Genomic DNA, 19925 nt, shown 5'->3' on the forward strand with positions numbered 1-19925 from the left:
CATGTCTATGAGTGAAAGCGGGGAGAACTCAATGAAGGTATCGAAAGTCGTTAGCCGGCGGAGAATGCTGTGGACGCTGCTGGGACTGGCCGTGTTGTTCGGCGCGCTGGCTGTGCGTCTTGCCTATGTACAGTTAACCCAAGGCGAGAAGCTGAGCGAGAGGGCCGAGGATTTATGGCGGCGGAATATCCCCTTCACCGCCAAGCGCGGCGAGATTCTGGACAGGGAGGGTGTGGCGCTGGCTTATAACATCAGTTCACCGACGGTTTATGCCATTCCTGTACAGGTGAAGGAGAAGGAACAGACCGCGAAGCAGCTGGCTCCGCTGCTCGGCATGACCGAGGAGAAGCTTGTTCAGCTGCTGACCCAAAAGAAAGCCTCAGTGAAACTGCAGCCCGGCGGCCGCAAAATTACGATGGAGCTTGCCGCGAGCATCCGTAATTTGCAGCTGCCGGGCATCGTTGTCGCTGAGGATAACAAACGGTATTATCCCTTCGGGGATCTGGCCGCACATATTCTGGGCTTCACCGGAATTGACAATCAGGGGATTACCGGTATTGAGAGTATCTATGATAAGCTGCTTCAGGGGAGTGCGGGCAATATCTCCTATCTCTCCGATGCGGGAGGCCGGCTGATGCCCGGGTCCTCCGAGAAGTACACTGAGCCGCAGGATGGACTTAGCCTGCAGCTGACCATCGACAAGCAGATTCAATCTATTATGGAACGCGAGCTGGATCAGGCCATGGTGAAATATCAGGCGCAGGGGGCCTGGTCTATTGCCATGGACCCCCGCAATGGCGAGATTCTGGCGATGGCCAGCCGGCCGGGGTATGAGCCGGGGGCTTACCAGGAATACGATGCCGAGGTATATAACCGGAATCTTCCGATCTGGATGACGTATGAGCCGGGTTCCACCTTCAAGATCATCACGCTGGCTGCGGCCTTGCAGGAGGGGAAGGTGGATCTGCAGCATGAGCATTTTTTTGATCCGGGCTACATTGAGGTCGGCGGAGCCAAGCTGCGCTGCTGGAAGAAGGGCGGGCATGGAAGTCAGACCTTCCTTGAAGTGGTCGAGAACTCTTGCAACCCGGGATTTGTAGCCTTGGGACAGCGTCTGGGTAAGGATACGCTGTTCAAGTACATCCGGGATTTCGGCTTCGGGAGTAAGACGGGCATTGATTTGAACGGGGAAGCGAACGGGATTCTGTTCAAGCCGGCCCAGGTGGGCCCGGTGGAGCTGGCGACTACTGCATTCGGCCAGGGGGTATCCGTCACGCCCATCCAGCAGATTGCTGCGGTATCGGCAGCCATCAACGGCGGCAAGCTGTATACTCCGCATGTGGCCAAGGCCTGGATTAACCCGGATACCGGGAACGTTGTCTCCGAGACTGAGCCGGAGGAAGTGCGGCAGGTGATCTCGGAGGAGACCTCGAAGAAAGTGCGGGCTGCCCTTGAGAGCGTGGTTGCCAAAGGCACAGGCCGGCCGGCATTTATTGACGGCTACCGTGTGGGCGGCAAAACAGGGACAGCACAGAAAGTAATCAACGGCCGGTATTCTCCTACGGAGCACATCGTTTCCTTTATCGGCTTCGCCCCGGCGGATGATCCGCAGATCGTGGTCTATACGGCAGTCGATAACCCGAAGGGAATTCAGTTCGGGGGTGTAGTAGCCGCTCCGATTGTCCAGAATATTCTTGAGGATTCTCTTCTGTATCTGAAGGTTCCAGAGCGTAAGGATCAGCTGCCGAGAACCTATAAATACGGCGAGACCCCGATCGTGACGGTTCCTGATCTTACGGGAGCTACCGTTCAGGATATCTATGAGGATCTGAATATGAATTTCATGCTGGTCCGTTCCGGCACCGGCAATACTGTGATCAATCAGGCTCCGAAGGCCGGGGCAAGAGTGCAGCAAGGCTCCACGATCCGGATTTACATGGGAACGCCAAGTGAACCATAAGATTTGTTATATATTGAAAAACTTACAAGTATAATTTATTGAAATGGATAATTCGCCCAAAATATAAGGATTTTATGCAGAGTGAGGGATAGGTATGTTAATTAAAGAGCTCTCTTCTTGTCTGGCTGCTTCCCGTCTATACGGGGACGGAGACATAGAAATATCAGATTTGCAGGCCGATTCACGCAAGGTGGGGCCGGGCGATTTGTTCATCTGTCTGCCCGGACATACAGTGGACGGACATGATTACGCACCTCAGGCTGCTGCCAAGGGCGCGGCTGCCCTGGTCTGCGAACGGAAGCTGGACATTGACCTGCCACAGATCGTGGTGGATGACTGCCGGTATGCCATGTCTGTGCTGTCCAATGCCTTCTTCGGTTCACCGAGCAGCCGGATGAAGCTGATCGGCATCACCGGTACCAACGGCAAGACCACGACTACGTATCTGATTGAACGGATCATGCAGGATCATGGGGTGAAGACCGGCCTGATCGGTACAATCCAGATGCGGTATGACGGTCAGAGCTATCCGATGTCCGGTACGACTCAGGAATCGCTGGAGCTTCAGCGCAGCCTGAATCATATGGCGCTTAAGGGCGTGCAGTGCTGTGTAATGGAGGTGTCCTCCCATGCCCTCCAGCAGGGCCGTGTGAAAGGGACCGACTACCGCACCGCGATCTTTACGAATCTGACCCAGGATCACCTGGATTACCACCATACGATGGAGGAGTACCGCGCAGTGAAGGGCTTGTTCTTCTCACGGCTCGGCAACGTGATCTCCCCGTGGAAGGAAGAACGCAAATATGCCGTGCTGAATGCCGACGATGAAGCCAGCGCCTATTTTGCCGCCCAGACCGCAGCGGAGGTCATTACATATGGTATCGACAAGGCTGCCAATGTCCGGGCCTCGCAAATATCGATCACCTCCAAAGGAACTTTTTTCCACGTGGAGACGTTTAAGGGTGAGACGGATATTTCGCTTCGCATGGTCGGCAAGTTTAACGTCTATAATGCGCTTGCGGCTATTACGGCTGCGCTGCTGGAGGATGTGCCGCTTGCGGACATCAAGGCCAGTCTGGAGTCGGTGTCCGGCGTGGACGGCCGTGTCGAATCAGTGGATGCCGGTCAGGATTTCGCGGTAATCGTTGACTATGCGCATACGCCGGACGGTCTGGAGAATGTGCTGAAGGCTGTTACGGAGTTTGCGCAAGGCAAGGTGCTGACTGTCTTCGGCTGCGGCGGGGACCGCGATACGACCAAACGGCCGCTCATGGGCAAAATAGCTGCCAAATACAGCGATCATGTGCTGGTCACCTCCGACAACCCGCGGACGGAGGACCCGCTGCAGATTCTGGCCGATATTGAGGCCGGCCTGCGTGAGGATGGCGTGGCGCGCGAGCGCTATGAGATGATTCCGGACCGGAGGGAAGCCATCACAAAAGCTGTTGAAATGGCAAGCCTCGGCGATGTAGTATTGATTGCGGGGAAAGGTCACGAGACCTATCAGCTGATCAAGGGAGTCGTGCATGATTTCGATGACCGCATCGTTGCCAAAGAAGTGATAAGGGGCCGAAGCTATTGATGATTAGAACATTGCATAACGTCGCGGAAATGTGCGGAGGAGAGCTGTCTTCATCCGAAGCTAAGGATATAGAGATTAAGGGAGTCGTAACCGACTCGCGCAAAATATCGCGGGACTGCCTGTTCGTCCCGCTCGTTGGAGAGAACTTCGACGGCCATCACTATGCAGCCGCTTCGCTGGCGGCAGGAGCTGCCGCTGCCCTCTGGCAGAGGGATAAGGGGCCTGCACCCGCAGGCGGCGGGATTATACTGGTAGAGGACACTTTAGAGGCACTGCAGAAGCTGTCCTCCGCCTATTTGGCTGAGGTGGCCCCCCAGGTGGTTGCCGTAACGGGAAGCAACGGCAAGACGACGACCAAGGATATGATTACGGCACTGCTGGAAGTGCAGTACAAGGTACACAAGACCCAAGGGAACTTCAACAATCATATCGGCCTGCCGCTTACGATTCTCTCCATGGACAGCGATGTTGAGATCGCTGTGCTGGAGATGGGCATGAGCTCACGGGGAGAGATTGCCCTCTTGTCTCTGCTCGCTTCTCCTGACGTAGCGGTAATTACCAATGTCGGCGAATCCCATCTGCTCCAGCTTGGCTCCCGCAAGGAGATTGCCAGAGCTAAGCTGGAGATTGTGGACGGACTTCAGCCAGGCGGGCTGCTGATCTATAACGGGGATGAGCCGCTGCTTGCCGAGGTTCTGGCAGAGCCAGGCTTCCGCACGCCTGAAGGGCTGCTAACCTTCCGCTTCGGGCAGTCGGCTGACAATGATGATTATCCGACCGGCCTGATGACGCACAGCGGTGGAATGACCTTCACCTCGCTGCAGCATGGGGAGCGGGCCTTCACCCTTCCGCTGCCGGGGCAGCATAATGTAATTAATGCGCTCGCTGCGCTTGCAGTGGCGCGTCATTATAAGGTGACGGGTGAGAATATAGCAGAAGGACTAAGCGGCCTCAAGCTGACCGGTATGCGGATTGAGGTTATTCAGGCGGCAAGCGGGCTGGTGCTCTTGAATGATGCCTATAATGCCAGTCCTACATCCATGAGAGCGGCGATTGATGTGCTGCAGTCCATGAAATGCAGCGGCCGCAGAATCGCGGTGCTGGGGGACATGCTGGAACTCGGGCCGGAGGAGCTTCAGTTCCACCGGCAGATCGGCAGCTATATCGACCCGGAGCTGACGGATGACGTATTCACCTTCGGCCCGCTGTCGGCGCAGCTTGCGGCGGCGGCCTCGGAGCGTTTTGAGGCCGGGCATATCTATGCTTTTACAGATAAAGAAGCCTTGATCGATGCCTTGAACGCGAAGTGCGGCAATGACGATGTTGTGTTGTTCAAAGCATCCAGAGGGATGCGGCTGGAAGAAGTGCTACAGCGCTTGAAAGAACATTCTGAAGCGAATGCTAACTAAAGGAGGGGTGTACCCATGGATTATCAATTACTTCTGCTGACTATTGCTGTGTCCTTTATCCTTGCGGTCATTGCCGCTCCGCTGATCATACCGCTGCTGCGCCGGCTTAAGCTGGGACAGCAGGTTCGTGACGACGGGCCCCAGACCCATCTGAAGAAGGCGGGAACCCCTACCATGGGCGGCGTAATTATCATGGTCGCGTTCACGCTGTCTTTTCTGAAATTCTCGGTCATTAATTCCGACTTCTATGTACTGCTGGCTGCTACGCTGGGCTATGGACTCATTGGTTTCCTGGATGATTATATCAAAATTGTGTTCAAGCGCTCCCTCGGGCTTACGGCCCGCCAGAAGCTGCTGGGCCAGCTGCTGGTCGGCGTCGTGCTCAGTGTTCTGCTGATCTCTTCCGGGCATCATACGAATATCAGCGTTCCGGGAACCTCCTTCAGCTTCGACTGGGGCCCCTGGTTCTATTATCCGTTCATTGTGCTGATGATGATGGCGGTCACGAATGCCGTTAACTTCACGGACGGTGTGGATGGTCTGCTGTCAGGCGTAAGCGCAATTGCGCTCGCTGCCTTCGCGGTGGTAGCCATGCAGGCAACCTCGATTGCCGCTGGTGTCTGTGCTGCTGCGATGATTGGCGCAGTGCTTGGCTTTCTCGTATTCAATGCCCATCCTGCCAAGGTGTTCATGGGCGATTTCGGCTCCTTCGGGATCGGCGGGGCGATTGGCGCGATTGCTATTGTCACCAAGACCGAGCTGCTCTTTGTGGTGATTGGCGGAGTCTTCGTGGTTGAAATGCTGTCCGTAATTATTCAGGTCGCTTCGTTTAAGACGCGCGGCAAACGGGTATTCAGAATGAGCCCGATCCATCATCACTTTGAACTTGGCGGCTGGTCGGAGTGGCGTGTAGTTGTCTCCTTCTGGGCCGTGGGCCTCGTGCTGGCGGCAGCTGGACTATATCTCATCAAGGGGTTGTAACGAATGAAACATCCGGATCTGTACCGTGGTCAAGAGGTGGTCGTCCTGGGGCTCGCCAAAAGCGGCGTCCAGGTGGCCAAGGTGCTGCATGAACACGGCGCTGTGGTGACGGTCAATGATAAAAAGGAAAGAGATCAGAGTCCCGAAGCTTCCGAACTGGAATCTTTGGGAATTTCTGTTCTATGCGGCGGGCATCCGGAGAGCCTGATCCACGAGGGTGTGCAGCTGGTTGTCAAGAACCCGGGAATTCCCTATTCGGTCGCTCCGGTGCAGCAGGCGCTGGAGCTGGGGATTGAGGTGGTGACCGAGGTGGAGGTAGCTTATCATCTCTGCGCTGCCCCGATGATCGGCATCACCGGCTCCAACGGCAAGACCACTACAACGACCTGGGTGGGCCATATGCTGGAGGCAGCAGGGATGCGCCCCATTGTGGCCGGGAACATAGGAACGCCGCTCTCTCAGGCCGCACAGGAGGCTGACGCGGACAACTGGATGGTGGTCGAGCTAAGCAGCTTCCAGCTGAAGGGCACCGAAGCATTCCGGCCCAGAATCGCTGCCTTGCTGAATGTGGCGGAGACCCACCTGGACTACCATGGAGGCATGGAGGATTATGTAGCCTCCAAGTCGAAGCTGTTCGCCAATCAGGGACCGGAGGATACCGCTGTGCTGAATTGGGATGATTCGGTCTGCCGCGAGCTCGTACCCTATCTGAAGGCGGGCATTCTGCCCTTCTCCATGAACGAGGAGCTGGTGCAGGGCATCTTCGTCCGCCCGTCCTACGTGGCGGATACGGCAGACGAGCTGAAGCGGGTCATTATCTGCCGCGATTACACCGGGAGCGAGACCGAAATAGCCGATGTTGATTCTATCGGACTTCCCGGCCGTTTCAATGTGGGGAATGCGCTGGCTGCCTGCGGCATTGCCATTGCCGCAGGAGCGGACCCGGCGGTGCTGGGTCCGGTGCTGGCTTCCTTCCGCGGGGTGGAGCACAGGCTGGAGTATGTAACAGACAAGGCAGGGGCCGCCTATTATAACAATTCCAAGGCTACCAATTCCAAAGCTACCTCCATGGCGCTGGCCTCCTTCCGGAAGCCGGTCATTCTGATCGCCGGGGGTCTGGACCGCGGCTCGGATTATATGGAGCTGCTGCCTGTCCTCGGAGAGAATGTCAAAGCCCTGGTGGCGCTTGGACAGACCCGGGACAAGCTGGCGGCTGTAGCCCGGCTGGCAGGAGTAAAGACTGTCATCTCCGTCGATAATGGGGAGAGTGCCGCTGCCGTGCTGGAGCAGGCTGTGCGGGAGGCTTCCGCCCTGGCGGAAGCGGGGGATGTAGTTCTCCTGTCCCCTGCCTGTGCCAGCTGGGATATGTTTACCTCCTATGAGGAGCGCGGGCGTATTTTTAAAGAGGCGGTGCATAACCTTTAAGTAGGGGGGTGGATAAGCCCCTACTACGGATGCAAGAGGTGTGCTCCTGATGAACAAATCCCGTCATGCGCCCGATATCTGGCTGCTGCTTCCGATACTGGCTTTACTGGCTATCGGTATGGTAATGGTATACAGTGCCGGGTCCGTTCTGGGCTTCCGCAATTATGGCGATTCGTTTTATTTTGTCAAAAGACAGATGCTGTTCGCAGGCCTGGGCCTCATCGCGATGTTCATTACGGCGAACACCGATTATCTGGTGCTGAAAAGGTTCGCCCGGCCGCTCCTGCTGGTGTGCTTCGCCCTGCTGGTGCTGGTGCTGATTCCCGGCATCGGCGTGGTTCGCGGAGGTGCACGCAGCTGGCTCGGCATCAGCTCCTTCGGCATTCAGCCCTCGGAATTCATGAAAATGGGGATGATCCTCTTCCTGGCCAAGTGGCTTGGAACCGAGGAGTATGACATCTCCAGCTTCATGCGCGGGCTGCTTCCGCCGCTTGCGCTGATCGGCTCCGCGTTCGCATTGATTATGCTGCAGCCGGATCTCGGCACAGGCACTGTCATGTTCGGTGCGGCTATGATGATGGTCTTCACTGCGGGGGCGCGGATGAAGCATCTGCTCTCCCTTGGTGCGCTGGGACTGGCCGGGTTCGCCGGACTCATTGCCGCTGCGCCTTACCGGCTGCAGCGGATCACCGCCTTCCTGGACCCGTGGTCCGATCCGCTGGGCGCGGGTTATCAGATCATTCAGTCGCTCTACGCGGTGGGTCCCGGCGGGCTGGGCGGACTGGGCTTCGGGATGAGCCGGCAAAAATACAGCTATGTCCCGGAGCCGCAGACTGATTTTATTTTCTCCATCTTGGCCGAGGAGCTGGGATTCATCGGAGGGCTGGCCGTGCTGCTGCTGTTCCTGTTGCTGATCTGGCGCGGAATGAAGGTAGCCATGAGCCTGCCGGACCGCTTCGGCAGCTATCTTGCCGTAGGAATCGTCTGTATGGTGGCGGTTCAGGTCGTCATCAACATCGGTGTGGTAATCGGCCTGATTCCGGTAACCGGCATCACGCTTCCGCTCATCAGCTATGGCGGCTCATCGCTCACCCTGATGCTCACAGCTCTTGGCATTCTGCTTAATTTATCCCGTTATGCGAGGTGAAAGACATGCGTATTGTACTTACCGGCGGCGGCACAGGAGGACATATCTATCCTGCCGTTGCCGTAGCCAGACAACTGGAATCCGAAGATGCGGATTCTGTCTTCCTGTATATAGGAGGCAAGCGAGGTCTGGAGAGCAAGCTGGTTCCCCAGGAGAATCTGCCTTTCCAGTCCATTGATATTACAGGCTTCCGCCGCAAGCTGTCGATGGATAATGTGAAGACGGTCATGCGGTTCCTGAAGGGGGTCAAAGCCTCCAAAGCCATGCTGCGTGAGTTCAAGCCTGATGTAGTTGTCGGCACCGGGGGGTATGTCTGCGGACCTGTGGTGTATGCAGCCTCCCGGCTCGGTATCCCGACGCTGATCCATGAACAGAATGCGATTCCGGGACTGACCAACCGCTTTCTCAGCCGGTATGCCAGCACGGTCGCGGTGAGCTTTGAAGGCACAGAGCCTGCTTTTCCCGGGGCCAAGAATGTAATCTATACGGGCAATCCCCGGGCCACTACGGTCATGACGGCTAATCCGCAGCGAGGCTTCGCTTCACTCGGTATCCCCGAAGGAAGCACGGTGGTGCTGGTTGTCGGAGGAAGCGGAGGAGCCAAGGCGATTAACCGTGCCATGATTGAAATGGCACCCTTTGTGGGTAAGGGTAATGGTGTTCACTATGTGTATGTCACCGGAGAGTCTTACTTTGAGGATACCCGCAAAGCGGTACGCGAGCAGCTGGGCGGTATTCCGAACTGGCTGCATGTCCTCCCTTACGTTCACAATATGCCTGAGGTGCTGGCCTGCACTTCCCTGATCGTGAACCGGGCAGGCGCCTCTTTCCTTGCAGAGATTACCGCGCTTGGCATACCCTCTGTCCTCATTCCGTCTCCCAATGTAACGAACAATCATCAGGAAGCCAACGCCAGAGCGCTGGAAGGTGAAGGTGCGGCAGTGGTACTGCTGGAGAAGGACTTAAGCGGCGAGGCGCTGTTCACAGCGGTTCAGAAGATCATCGGAGCGGATACGCTGCGTCACAGCATGTCGGAGGCCTCTAGACGCCTAGGCAAAAGAGATTCCGCCTCCCTGGTTGTCAGCGAGCTCCGCAGGCTGGCTGCAGGACGGGAACGCTAGAATCCGGGCTGACATTGTCACACACACGGAGCTCCGAACATAGGATGATCCTATAATCGTGACAATCACCCAGAGCGCTTCTTAATGTCTGAGATTCGGAAACGGAGTTCGTTCCGGCCGATTCTGCAGGACCGTGGTGCAGGAAGTGCTTACGGTGGGTGAGCGGTAATCTCGGAGGTGATACATTGGACAAATTGGTGATTGAGGGTGGAAACCCCCTGTCAGGCACCATACGTATCCATGGAGCAAAAAATGCGGCACTGCCCATTCTGGCAGCCAGCCTGCTGGCCGAAGGAGTTCACTCACTGCATAATGTGCCGAAGCTGCTGGACATCGAAACGATGCTGCATATTCTGCAGCGGCTGGGCTGCAGGACAGTACATGAAGAGGAGACGGTCACCGTCGATACATCCTTTCTCCTGACCTCTCATGTTCCGGAGGACCTGATGCGGCAGATGAGATCCTCCATATTCCTGATGGGCCCGCTTTTGGCCAAGTTCGGGGAAGTGACGATCTATCAGCCGGGGGGCTGTGCCATCGGGGAGCGCAAGATTGACCTCCACCTGCAGGGCCTGAAGCTGCTCGGGGCAGAGATTGAGGAGTCCGGCGGCCGGATCTGCTGCCGGGCTGCCAGCTTGAGAGGCTGTGATATCCATCTGGATTATCCCAGCGTGGGCGCCACGGAGAATATCATGATGGCCGCCGCCATGGCCGAGGGCACGACCACCGTCTCCGGGGCAGCGAGAGAGCCGGAAATCCAGGACCTGCAGAACTTCCTCAATGCGATGGGGGCACAGATTATCGGCGCAGGGACGGATACGATCACCATTCAGGGTGTCCGCAAGCTCCATGCCTGCAGCTATGAGGTGATCCCCGACCGGATTGTTGCCGGAACCGTGATGATTGCCGCCGCCGCCACGCGGGGCAATGTGACGCTGACACACACCAATGCAGGACATTTGACCTCCCTGATCCACATCCTGAGGCGCGCCGGTGTTCAAATTACAGTGTGCAATGATATAATTAATATCAGCTGTATGGGACGTCCCCGTGCGGTTGAGCGAATTGTTACCTCTCCGTATCCGTCCTTTCCTACGGACCTGCAGTCTCAGGTTATGGTTCTATTGTCCCTGGCAGAAGGATTCAGTGTGATTAAGGAAACGGTCTTCGAAGGGCGCTTCAAGCATGTGGAGGAGATGGCCCGGATGGGAGCCGATATCTCCATTGATCTGAACAGGGCCTTCATACGCGGCGTTCAGAGGTTGTATGGGGCAACGGTTGAGGCTACTGACCTGCGGGCAGGAGCAGCCCTTGTAATCGCCGGGCTGGCTGCTCAGGGAACGACTATTGTTGAGCAGGCGCATCATATTGACCGTGGATACGACGGCATTGAGTTACTGTTTCAGAAGCTGGGAGCACGCATTAGCCGCAAGGTGCCTGTGCCTGACCCGCTGGATTTGGCCAATTAAAGCTCCCTGTCTCCTTCGGCGTAGCCGTGAGGAAGGAGACAGGGCCTTATTACGGAGATATGAGAATGCCAAAAACGCGAATACCTCTTTTGAAAGAGGACAAGCCTAGCAAGAGAAAAAACCGTAAAATCATCATTATCCTGGCACTGCTGTTCACTGCGCTGCTGGCTGTAATCTTCTTCCGTTCGTCGATCAGCAAGATTACAGCCATTGAAATGCAGGGGGATAAATATACGTCCCGCGAGCAGCTGCTGGCTGCAAGCGGTCTGAAGATCGGAGGACAGTTCTTCGCAGTCTCCGGAGATACTGTGGGGAAGGCGCTGGAGGAGCTGAAGACGGTTCAGGAGGCGCAAGTGAGCAAGAGGTTCCCCGGTGTGGTTACGATCACTGTGAAGGAGTACCCGGCGGTTGCCTATGAGCTGGACCAGGCAGGCGTGCTGGAGGCTATTCTGTCGAGCGGGGCCGCCGTCTCTGTGACGGATACCGGAATTGCCGTGGAGAAGCCGATACTGACCAACTGGAAGGCTGACGATCCTTATAAGACCAAGCTGTGCCAGGCGCTGGCCGAAATTCCAAATGAACTGACCAGTGATATATCGGAGATCGTGCCTTCCCCGACGTTATCTTTTCCTGACCGGATCAAGCTCTATACACGTTCACGTTTTGAGGTCATTACGGCCATTTCCCTGCTGAAGAATAAAGTAGGCTATTTGAATCAGGTGATTCAGACGGAGGAGCCGGGACTGATCAAAATGCTGGAGGCGGATTCCTATGTTCCGTTCCATACCGAAGCCGGGGACAACGGGGAAGACGCAGAGACACAAGAGTAAATAGTCCCTACTAATAGAGCGGAATAAATGCTACAATCTGTTTTACGGGCAATAAGCAATATCCCTCTTTTTTCTGCGGATTTTTTGAGATATATAGCCGTTGTTCTCTTGTTTTCCTTGTTTGAATGTCAGGTGCTGATCCCGCTAAGCGGAGGGCGCCTGCCTGCACGTGAATACCTTGTCATATTATTCCTCTCAAAAAATTTGTTGAAAAAAGAGGGAAAGGATTAGGGATGTTGAATATGTACAGAGATGTTTCCCGCGACCGGGATCAAAGACATGTTTATTATGATTATAACAGGAGGTGCCATAGGGCTTGAGCAACAATGACATCATTGTTAGTTTGGACATCGGTACATCCAAAGTTCGGGCAATAATCGGGGAAGTTACTAGTGGAACCTTCAATATTATTGGCGTTGGATCTGCTGATTCGGAAGGGATACGCAAGGGTGCGATTGTAGACATCGATCAGACTGTGCAATCGATCAGGAGTGCCGTAGAGCATGCGGAGCAAATGGTCGGTATTCAAATATCCGAGGTGTATGTCGGCATTTCCGGCAACCATATCGGCCTGCAATCCAGCCATGGCGTAGTTGCCGTTCAGAATGAGGACCGTGAGATCGGCGAAGATGACATCGACCGCGTAATCAAGGCAGCGGAGGTCATTGCACTCCCGCCTGAACGCGAGGTCATTGATGTTGTCGCCAAGCAGTATATCGTAGACGGCCTTGAAGGCATTCAGGACCCGCGCGGAATGATCGGCGTCCGCCTGGAAGTGGAGGCCACGATCATTACCGGTGCCAAGACCCCCATACATAATCTGCTCCGCTGCGTGGAGAAATCAGGTCTTAAGGTTAAAGATCTTGTCCTTATGTCTCTCGGGGCTGGCGGATTAGCGCTCTCCAAAGATGAGAAATCGATGGGGGCTGTACTGGTGGATATAGGTGCCGGACAAGCCACGATAGCCGTATATGAAGAAGGTTCCCTTAGTGCAACCTCCACGATTCCGATCGGTGGAGAATTCATAACCAATGATATTGCGTACGGACTTCGGACACTTACCGACCAGGCCGAGAAGGTCAAGCTGAAATACGGCTGTGCCTGGATCGACGATGCCGCTTCGGAGGTCGTTTTCAAGGTCCTGCGTATCGGCAGCAATGTAGAGAAGGAATTCAACCAGGAAGATCTGGCGGCGATTATCGAGCCGAGAGTCCAGGAAATCTTCCACCTGATCCGCCAGGAAGTGAAGCGGCTTGGTTATACGGAGCTCCCGGGAGGTTATATACTTACGGGTGGTACAGTTTCGATGCCTGGGGTGCTTAAGGTGGCCCAGAACGAGCTGGCAGCCTCCGTACGGATCGCTGTTCCGGATTATATTGGAGTACGCGACCCCGGCTTCACGGGCGGCGTAGGCATCCTTCATAATGTGGTACGTAACTACCGCGGACGGAGCAGCGGCGGAAGTGCCAACAAGAAGACCGTTAACCGCAGCAAGCAGAGCGCAGCGCCGGTTCAGGATTCTTCCAAGAAGCCGGGTCTGGTGGAACGACTAAAGAATATGTTTAGCGAGTTCATATAAGTGTAATCCAGATATACTTGGACTGGCCATCCAAGCACTACTCGAGGGGGAGATGGAAACAATATGTTGGAATTTGATTTTGAAATGGAGAGTTTGGCGCAAATAAAAGTCATCGGCGTCGGCGGCGGCGGAAGCAACGCTGTGAACCGGATGATTGAAAATGGCGTTCAGGGTGTTGAGTTCATCACGGTTAATACAGACGCCCAAGCGCTGCATATGGCCAAATCGGAGCATAAATTACAAATCGGGGATAAATTGACCCGCGGACTTGGCGCAGGAGCGAATCCTGAGGTCGGCAAGAAGGCGGCAGAGGAATCCCGCGATCTGATCTCGAATACGCTGAAGGGCGCGGATATGGTCTTCGTTACCGCAGGCATGGGCGGCGGTACCGGAACAGGCGCAGCGCCTGTCATTGCCGAAATCGCCAGAGAATGCGGAGCATTGACGGTAGGCGTCGTGACCCGCCCGTTCACTTTTGAAGGCAGAAAACGTGCCAACCAGGCAGAGCTCGGAATCGAAGCGCTCAAGGAAAAGGTTGATACGCTGATTGTGATTCCGAATGACCGCCTCCTGGAAATTGTGGATAAGAAGACTCCAATGCTCGAAGCCTTCCGTGAAGCGGACAATGTACTCCGTCAGGCGGTACAAGGCATCTCCGACCTTATTCAGGTTCCCGGCCTAATCAACCTTGACTTTGCCGATGTGAAGACGATTATGACGGAGCGCGGTTCAGCGCTTATGGGCATCGGGATTGCAACCGGTGAGAACCGTGCATCTGAGGCGGCCCGCAAGGCGATCATGAGCCCGCTGCTTGAAACCTCCATTGAAGGTGCACGCGGCGTCATTATGAACATTACAGGCGGCTCTAACCTCTCCCTGTACGAAGTGAATGAAGCTGCCGAGATTGTTACCTCTGCTTCGGACCCTGAAGTGAATATGATCTTCGGTGCCATTATCGAAGAGAGCATGAAGGACGAGATCAAGGTTACGGTTATTGCGACCGGTTTTGAACACAAGCCTTCTCCCATAGCTCCTGTACGCCGTCCTGCGGCAAACAGCGAACCCGCTGCTGATAATAAGAGCAAGAGTGAGAATCTTCGTCCGTTCGGGAATCAGACAAGCTCTGATCAGCTGGATATTCCGACTTTCCTGCGCAACCGGACACGCGGCAATAATGATTAAGAGCCATCAATAGCGATTATAGCTTAGACTGTTACGGAAGCACCGTATCACGCAGCTTTGAACTGCGGGGTATGGTGTTTTTTTGCTTTTCAGGCTGTATAATAACGTTAACGGGAGACGATACCATGGAAATGCTGGACCCCCGGGTGGATTTTGTATTTAAGCGGATATTTGCAAGCGAGGGCAACAAGGATGTACTGCTCGCTTTTCTGAACCAGATATTCTTGGATGCGGGCGATCTTCCGCTGGAGGAAGTGGTGCTGCTCAATCCCTATACGGATAAGGATGATCCGCTGGATAAGCAATCGATATTTGACATTTGGGCGAAGTCTGTAGACGGCAAGCTGATTAATATTGAGATGCAGCTGTTTAACAAATATGATATTGAGAAACGGACCTTGTATTACTGGAGCAAAAGGTATGCGGGCCAGCTTCAGGTGAGCGGCAAATATATAGACCTCAAGAAATGTGTGACCATCAATATTCTGAATTATAAGGTACTCCCTAATGAACATACACACAGTGTATTTCATTTGCGGGAGGACAGCAGCGGAGCGCCGCTGACAGACGATATCGAGATTCATTTCCTGGAGCTGCCCAAGCTGAACCAGCCGGCTAAGCCCGGCGAGGGCGGCCTTGTGAACTGGCTGCTGTTCTTGAAAGGGATTGACTACTCTGATTGGGAGGTGCTGCAAATGAACGAGCCAGCCTTGAAGAAGGCGATGGAGACGCTGGAATTTCTGAGTCAGGATTCAGAAGCCCGCCGTAAATATGAGGACCGCCAGAAGATTCTGATGGACGAAGCTTCACAGCGTGATGGTGCGCTTAGGGAAGGCTTCGTCAAGGGAGTGGCGGAAGGTACAGCGGCAGGTGAGCTAGAAGCCAAACGGGTTATAGCAAAGAATCTCTTGTCTATGGGAATGGATTATCCTTCAGTGCAGAAGGCCACCGGACTCTCCGAAGAAGAGTTGAAATCTATCAACAATTAAATCCGGCACGAATGAAGCCAGCCGCTTAAGGCTGGCTTTTGTTGTGCGCTGAAGTTCCTCTCAAGGCCTATAACTCGACAAAAAAACTGCAAGAACGCCCCCCATGTTTAGACAGACTTTGGATGCGGGAGTTTCTATACTAATCATATCGTCTAAAAAGAGAGCCTGCACCCCGGCCTCCGGATAGATATCCGCTTGCAGGCAGGTGAGAGCGATGGTTGTGTATATTGACTTGATTTTTGCCGCCAATCTGCTGATCGACGGAGTCCTGCTGTGGCTGACAAGCTGGCTGGTTAAGCACAAGGTGTCCTGGTGGCGGCTGACACTCTCAGCGCTGGCGGGGGCTCTCTATGTGGTCATGATGTTTGTACCGGAGCTGTCCTTTCTGTATACCTTTCTCGTCAAATTCGGTTTATCGGTTTTGATGATCTGGATAGCCTTTGGATTTAGAAGTCTGCAAAGCTATCTTCGGGCATTTGGGGCGTTTTATATCATTAATTTTGCGGCGGCGGGAGGGATCATAGGCGTTCATTATCTGCTGCAAAGCTCTGGTGACATCTGGAAGGGCATAATCTTCACCTCATCGGGAGGCCAAGCTTACCGGCTGAAGATCGGGTTCTGGTTCGTGCTTGCCCTGCTTCCTCTTGTGCTGCTGCTCTTCAAGCTGATCCAGTCCTCCCGCCGGCACAGAGAGCAGCTGGATTCCTATATCGGGGAAGTGACGGTGGAGATCGACGGAGTTTCAGTTACCTGCCCCGGACTGCTGGATACCGGGAACCGGCTCAGCGATCCGCTGACGAGGATTCCGGTGATGGTGATGGAAGCCTCGCTGTGGGAGGGCCATTTGCCGGCTTCCTGGAAAGGGAGGCTGACCCAGACGGGTGCAGATACACTTGTACTGGAAACGGACGGGCAGTCGTTCGCCTGGCAGGACAGGGTACGGCTGGTGCCGTACAGAGGCGTCAACCGCGGGGCATCCTTCATGCTCGCGCTGAAGCCGGATAAGGTGAGGATAGAGCTTGGCGGTGATACCTTTTGCAGCACAAGGGTACTCATCGGGCTGGATGGCGGGACACTGTCGGGAGACGGCGCGTACCGGGCGGTCATACATCCTGACCTGACCCATAAAGAGAGTGCTCCAGAAGCGCCGGCTGACAAGGTGATGGGGCTAAGTAACCTATAGGAGGAACAATAATGGTTAAATTCAAGCTTGTGCTGCAACTGCAGTATTACCGCATGCTGTTTCTGCTCGGTCTGAAGAGCCAGGAGATTTATTATATCGGGGGAAGTGAAGCGCTGCCGCCGCCGCTGACACGCGAGGAGGAGGAATTTCTGCTCCAGCGGCTCTCCAGCGGGGATGCGGCGGTCCGGGCTATGCTGATTGAGCGTAACCTGCGGCTGGTGGTCTACATCGCCCGGAAATTCGAGAACACCGGCATTAACATCGAGGATCTGGTATCTATTGGCGCGATTGGACTCATTAAGGCGGTCAACACCTTTGATCCGGAGAAAAAAATCAAGCTGGCCACCTACGCCTCGCGCTGCATCGAGAATGAGATTCTGATGTATCTGCGGCGCAACAGCAAGACCAGAAGCGAGGTTTCTTTTGATGAACCGCTGAATATTGACTGGGACGGCAACGAGCTGCTGCTCTCGGATGTGCTGGGCACGGAGAACGATACGATCTACCGCAACATTGAGGAGCAGGTCGACCGTAAGCTGCTGCAGAAGGCGCTGGAGAAGCTTAGCGAACGGGAACGGCTGATTATGGAGCTGCGGTTCGGGCTGCGGGGCGGCGAGGAAAAAACGCAAAAGGATGTGGCCGATCTGCTGGGCATTTCCCAATCCTATATTTCGCGCCTGGAGAAACGAATTATCAAGCGGCTGCGCAAGGAGTTCAACAAGATGGTGTAAGTGATGAAAGCTGAGGAATAAAATGCCGGACCGGGGAGATAATGTACAGTAATGTTTCTCCTTGGGAGGTTAATCATCATGACCCGAAATAAAGTCGAGATTTGCGGTGTGGACACCGCCAAGCTGCCTGTTCTCACGAACGTGGAAATGCGGGCATTGTTCACTTCGCTGCAGCAGCAGGGCGAGCGATCCGCCAGAGAGAAATTGGTAAATGGCAACCTCAGGCTTGTGCTAAGCGTGATTCAAAGGTTCAATAATCGTGGAGAGTTCGTGGATGATTTGTTTCAGGTAGGCTGCATCGGACTCATGAAAGCCATCGATAATTTCGATTTATCGCAGAATGTCAAGTTCTCCACCTATGCGGTGCCGATGATCATCGGAGAGATTCGCCGCTACTTGCGCGACAACAACCCGATCCGGGTATCCCGCTCCTTGCGCGACATTGCCTATAAGGCGCTGCAGGTGCGTGACAGCCTGACGAACCAGAATTCGCGGGAGCCGACGATCTTCGAAATATCCGAAGCGCTCGGCGTTCCGAAGGAGGATGTTGTCTTCGCGCTTGATGCGATTCAGGACCCGGTATCCCTGTTCGAGCCGATCTATCATGACGGCGGGGACCCGATCTATGTGATGGATCAGATCAGTGACGACAAGAACAAGGATGTCTCCTGGATTGAGGAGATTGCGCTCCGGGAGGCCATGCAGCGGCTGGGGCAGCGCGAGAAACGCATTCTGTCCATGCGCTTCTTCGAAGGCAAGACCCAGATGGAGGTCGCCGACGAGATTGGCATCTCACAGGCCCAGGTCTCACGGCTTGAGAAATCAGCGATCCAGCAAATGCAAAAGCATGTAAAGTCCTGACCACAGTCTATAAATGAGCGGAGGATATTCCGGATGGCGGCACCTAGCGGCCAGCCGGGATATCCTTTTATATGTCCGGGGCGCTAAGGCTCTGGAATACAGTCATGCGGCCAAGCCCTAAGGACATATACTGAAGCTATAGGTCTGAATGTACAGGGGTGGCAGGATGATTGAGGAAACGTCAGCTTCGGGTAAAAAGATGAAAATCTCCGATTTTCAAACCAAAGATGTAATCAATATTGTGGACGGTAAACGGCTGGGCCAGATCAGCGATCTGGAGCTGGATTTGCGCAGAGGCGTTATTGACGCTGTGATTGTCCCGGGGTACACCAGATTCATGGGGCTGTTCGGCGGCGGCGCCGATCTTGTGATTCCGTGGCGGAATATCGTGAAGATCGGGGCAGATGTCGTGCTCGTGAAGCTGGAGGAGCCCCGCATACCGCAGGGACAGGAAGACCGCGAGATGATGTACCTGGATCGGCCGGACCGCAGTGAACGGCGCACTTATTAATGAGGTGCGTCTTTTTTCTGCCTTTATGGGTATAGTCATAGGGTGGGTTGAGAAATGGACGGTGTGGGATGAGTTTGTGTTACACTTAAGCGGAGGTGAAGAGATGGAACCGTTTATGCAAAATGGCGCAGCGCCCATGCTGCTGCATCTGGAGCCGTGGCGTGAGCCCTATAAGAGCATTACTGCAGGCTTTACCGGCAGAGCAGGCGGCAGCGGCACGAAGCCGTATGACAGCTTCAATTGTGCTTTTCATGTAGGGGATGATCCGGCGGATGTGCTGGCTAACCGCAGACTGCTGGCTGAGAGTTTGGGCTTCCGGCTGGCCGACTGGACCTGCGGGGAACAGACCCACGGCAAAGAGATCGCAGTCATTACAGAACAGGACCGGGGCCGGGGCAGCCTGGACCGGAACTCTGCCTTTCAGGCCACGGACGGGCTGCTGACGAATGTGCCCGGGGTGCTGCTGACTTCTTTTTACGCTGATTGTGTGCCGCTGTTCTTCCATGATCCGCTGAACCGCGTGGTAGGGCTGGCGCATGCTGGCTGGAAGGGGACCGTGGCGGAAATCGCGGCGGCGATGGTGGAGCGCATGGGACAGACGTACGGGAGCCGTCCAGAGGACATACAGGCCGCTATAGGGCCTTCCATCGGTGACTGCTGCTATGAGGTGGATGATTATGTAATGGACCCTGTCCGCCGCCTGGAGGCCGGGCTGAACCTGCCGGCTGCGGCAGAAGGTGCGCGGGCTATATATAGACCATCGGAGACAGACAGCAGCAAAATGATGCTGAACTTGAAAGAATTGAATCAACGCATTATGATAAAAGCAGGAATATTGCCGACTCATATCGAATGTACAACTTGGTGTACAAGCTGTAACAGTGATCTGTTCTTCTCCTACCGGAAGGAAAACGGGGTCACTGGGAGAATGACGAGCTGGATCGGAATAAAGGAGAGTTGACATT

Annotated in this window: 17 protein-coding genes; all 17 read left to right on the forward strand. The window is 54.9% G+C overall.

Translation table 11 applies throughout. The features are described 5' to 3' along the window. Positions 1 to 31: 31 nt before the first annotated feature. Positions 32 to 1960 carry a stage V sporulation protein D gene (locus NSS64_RS04870; RefSeq protein ID WP_341139381.1) on the forward strand — a complete coding sequence of 643 codons (1929 nt, stop codon included), beginning with the start codon at positions 32 to 34 and terminating at the stop codon, positions 1958 to 1960. Between the two features lie 94 nt (positions 1961 to 2054). Beyond that, positions 2055 to 3542, forward strand: a complete 1488-nt coding sequence (locus NSS64_RS04875; protein ID WP_341139382.1) for a UDP-N-acetylmuramoyl-L-alanyl-D-glutamate--2,6-diaminopimelate ligase — start codon at positions 2055 to 2057, stop codon at positions 3540 to 3542. After that, positions 3542 to 4951, forward strand: coding sequence for a UDP-N-acetylmuramoyl-tripeptide--D-alanyl-D-alanine ligase (locus tag NSS64_RS04880; protein WP_341139383.1), 1410 nt, complete (start codon positions 3542 to 3544; stop codon positions 4949 to 4951). The genes NSS64_RS04875 and NSS64_RS04880 overlap by 1 nt, the downstream gene beginning before the upstream one ends. A gap of 15 nt (positions 4952 to 4966) precedes the next feature. Then, a complete protein-coding gene (gene mraY / locus NSS64_RS04885; RefSeq protein ID WP_340752298.1) occupies positions 4967 to 5932 on the forward strand; it encodes a phospho-N-acetylmuramoyl-pentapeptide-transferase in 966 nt (321 codons plus the stop codon). 3 nt (positions 5933 to 5935) lie between these two features. Further along, positions 5936 to 7357 (forward strand): UDP-N-acetylmuramoyl-L-alanine--D-glutamate ligase, encoded by a 1422-nt coding sequence (murD, locus tag NSS64_RS04890; RefSeq protein WP_341139384.1) that lies wholly within the window; start codon positions 5936 to 5938, stop codon positions 7355 to 7357. 49 nt (positions 7358 to 7406) lie between these two features. Continuing rightward, positions 7407 to 8504, forward strand: coding sequence for a stage V sporulation protein E (spoVE, locus tag NSS64_RS04895; protein ID WP_036724276.1), 1098 nt, complete (start codon positions 7407 to 7409; stop codon positions 8502 to 8504). Between the two features lie 5 nt (positions 8505 to 8509). Then, positions 8510 to 9625, forward strand: coding sequence for an undecaprenyldiphospho-muramoylpentapeptide beta-N-acetylglucosaminyltransferase (gene murG / locus NSS64_RS04900; RefSeq protein WP_341139385.1), 1116 nt, complete (start codon positions 8510 to 8512; stop codon positions 9623 to 9625). Positions 9626 to 9810: 185 nt separating this feature from the next. Then, positions 9811 to 11094, forward strand: coding sequence for a UDP-N-acetylglucosamine 1-carboxyvinyltransferase (gene murA, locus NSS64_RS04905; RefSeq protein WP_340938902.1), 1284 nt, complete (start codon positions 9811 to 9813; stop codon positions 11092 to 11094). 65 nt (positions 11095 to 11159) lie between these two features. Then, entirely contained in the window at positions 11160 to 11924 is a 765-nt protein-coding gene (locus tag NSS64_RS04910; RefSeq protein ID WP_340993972.1) for a cell division protein FtsQ/DivIB, read from the forward strand. Positions 11925 to 12240: 316 nt separating this feature from the next. Beyond that, positions 12241 to 13503 (forward strand): cell division protein FtsA, encoded by a 1263-nt coding sequence (gene ftsA / locus NSS64_RS04915; protein WP_036690197.1) that lies wholly within the window; start codon positions 12241 to 12243, stop codon positions 13501 to 13503. Positions 13504 to 13566: 63 nt separating this feature from the next. Beyond that, positions 13567 to 14685, forward strand: a complete 1119-nt coding sequence (gene ftsZ, locus NSS64_RS04920) for a cell division protein FtsZ (RefSeq protein ID WP_036690196.1) — start codon at positions 13567 to 13569, stop codon at positions 14683 to 14685. Between the two features lie 125 nt (positions 14686 to 14810). Then, entirely contained in the window at positions 14811 to 15674 is an 864-nt protein-coding gene (locus NSS64_RS04925) for an Rpn family recombination-promoting nuclease/putative transposase (RefSeq protein WP_341139386.1), read from the forward strand. Between the two features lie 214 nt (positions 15675 to 15888). Beyond that, on the forward strand, positions 15889 to 16857 hold the full coding sequence (gene spoIIGA / locus NSS64_RS04930) for a sigma-E processing peptidase SpoIIGA (RefSeq protein WP_341139387.1): 969 nt from the start codon (positions 15889 to 15891) through the stop codon (positions 16855 to 16857). Between the two features lie 8 nt (positions 16858 to 16865). Next, on the forward strand, positions 16866 to 17588 hold the full coding sequence (gene sigE, locus NSS64_RS04935; protein WP_036690190.1) for an RNA polymerase sporulation sigma factor SigE: 723 nt from the start codon (positions 16866 to 16868) through the stop codon (positions 17586 to 17588). Between the two features lie 78 nt (positions 17589 to 17666). Beyond that, complete coding sequence (gene sigG, locus NSS64_RS04940; RefSeq protein ID WP_036690188.1) at positions 17667 to 18449, forward strand: RNA polymerase sporulation sigma factor SigG; 783 nt, start codon at positions 17667 to 17669, stop codon at positions 18447 to 18449. A 166-nt stretch (positions 18450 to 18615) separates the two neighbouring features. Next, positions 18616 to 18960 (forward strand): YlmC/YmxH family sporulation protein, encoded by a 345-nt coding sequence (locus NSS64_RS04945; protein ID WP_209871931.1) that lies wholly within the window; start codon positions 18616 to 18618, stop codon positions 18958 to 18960. Positions 18961 to 19063: 103 nt separating this feature from the next. Beyond that, positions 19064 to 19921 carry a peptidoglycan editing factor PgeF gene (gene pgeF / locus NSS64_RS04950; RefSeq protein WP_341139388.1) on the forward strand — a complete coding sequence of 286 codons (858 nt, stop codon included), beginning with the start codon at positions 19064 to 19066 and terminating at the stop codon, positions 19919 to 19921. Positions 19922 to 19925: the final 4 nt, after the last annotated feature.

It is taken from the genome of Paenibacillus sp. FSL H8-0122 (assembly GCF_038005345.1).
Classification (GTDB): domain Bacteria; phylum Bacillota; class Bacilli; order Paenibacillales; family Paenibacillaceae; genus Paenibacillus_AQ.